Below are 1,590 nucleotides of genomic sequence, written 5' to 3'. Positions count from 1 at the left end.
CCAGCCGCAACCACAGCGGCAGCCAGCCCATCGAGTAGTGCGCCGCCGGCCGCACCCGCCCCTTGTAGTGGTGGTGCAGGAACTCCGCCTTGTACGTGGCCATGTCCACGTCCACCGGGCAGTCCCGCTTGCACCCCTTGCAACCCAGGCACAGGTCCAGCGCGTCGCGGACCTCCTCCGACCGCCACCCGCCGCGCACCACCTCACCGCCCAGCATCTCGAACAGCAGCCGCGCCCGGCCGCGGGTGGAGTGCTTCTCCTCCCGCGTCACCCGGTAGCTCGGGCACATCACGCCGCCGGAGGTGTTCAGGCACTTGCCCACGCCCACGCACCGCCGCGTCGCCGCCGCCAGGTCGCCGCCGTCGGCGCGCAGCGCCAGCCGGGACCGGGTCGGGATCACCGGGGGAGCGACGAGCACGCGCAGGTCGTCGTCCAGCTTCGCGGGCGCGACGATCCGACCGGGGTTCATCCGGTTGTCCGGGTCGAACGCCGCCTTGAACCGCCCGAACGCCTCGATCGCGGCCGGCGGGTACATCCGCGGCAGCAGCTCCGAGCGGGCCTGCCCGTCACCGTGCTCGCCGGACAGCGACCCGCCGTGCGCCACGACCAGGTCCGCCGCGTCCTCCAGGAACGACCGGTGCCCGCGGGCGAAGTCGAAGTCGATCCGCACGTGCAGGCAGCCCTCGCCGTAGTGCCCGTAGGTGACGCCGCGCCGGCCGTGCCCGGCCAGCAGCGCGTCGAACTCCCGCAGGTAGGCCCCCAGCCGTTCGGGCGGCACGGCCGCGTCCTCCCACCCCGACCACGCCTCGCCGCCGTCGGCCGTCCGCGTCGCGAGACCCGCGCCGTCCTCCCTCACCCGCCACAGCGCGCGCTGCCGCGCCGGGTCGGTCACCACCACCGAGTGCGGCGCCAGCGCGGCGGCCCGGTGCGCGACCGCGTCCTCCACCGCCTCCACGAACAGCCAGCTCTCGCCACGCGGCAGCAGCCGCCGTCCGGCCTCGCCTGCCGCCCGGGCCAGCTCGGCGTTCAGGCCCTCGACCGTGAGCACGTCCAGCTCGCGCAGCCCCGGAGCCAGGTCGGCGGCGTCGTACGGGCCGTCGAAGCCGAGCACCGCCAGCACCCGGCGCGGCGGCGCCTCCACCAGCTCCACCGTCGCGCCCAGCACGGTCGCGCAGGTGCCCTCGGAGCCGACCAGCGCCCTGGTCAGGTCCGGCAGCGCGTCCAACCGGTAGCCCGACACCCGCCGGTCCAGCGCGGGGAACCACGACGGGTCCACCGCCGGCAGGTCCAGCGGCGGGGGAGTGCGGGTGTCGAACCGGCGGCCGTCGGGCAGCAGCACGTCGAGCGCGCGCACGTTGTCGCTGGTCTTGCCCCACACGACCGAGTGCGCGCCGCACGCGTCGTTGCCGATCATGCCGCCGAGCGTGCAGCGGGAGTGGGTGGACGGGTCCGGCCCGAACACCAGCCCGTGCGGCCGGACCGCGTCGTTCAGCCGGTCCAGCACCACGCCCGGCTGCACCACCGCGAGGCGCTGGACCGGGTCCACCGAGATCACCCGGTCGAGGTAGCGGGAGAAGTCGACCACCAACC

Annotated in this window: 1 protein-coding gene; it reads right to left on the bottom strand. The window is 75.4% G+C overall.

The window, feature by feature from the left end; genetic code table 11:
- A partial coding sequence (locus AB0G02_RS37665) for an FAD-binding and (Fe-S)-binding domain-containing protein (protein ID WP_360804527.1) occupies nt 1-1,590 on the bottom strand: 1,590 nt, incomplete at both ends.

The organism is Actinosynnema sp. NPDC023658, assembly GCF_040639995.1.
In the GTDB taxonomy this organism is placed as follows: domain Bacteria; phylum Actinomycetota; class Actinomycetes; order Mycobacteriales; family Pseudonocardiaceae; genus Actinosynnema.
Note: the sequence above shows the minus strand (reverse complement) of the source record. Positions and strands in the feature narration are given on the sequence as shown.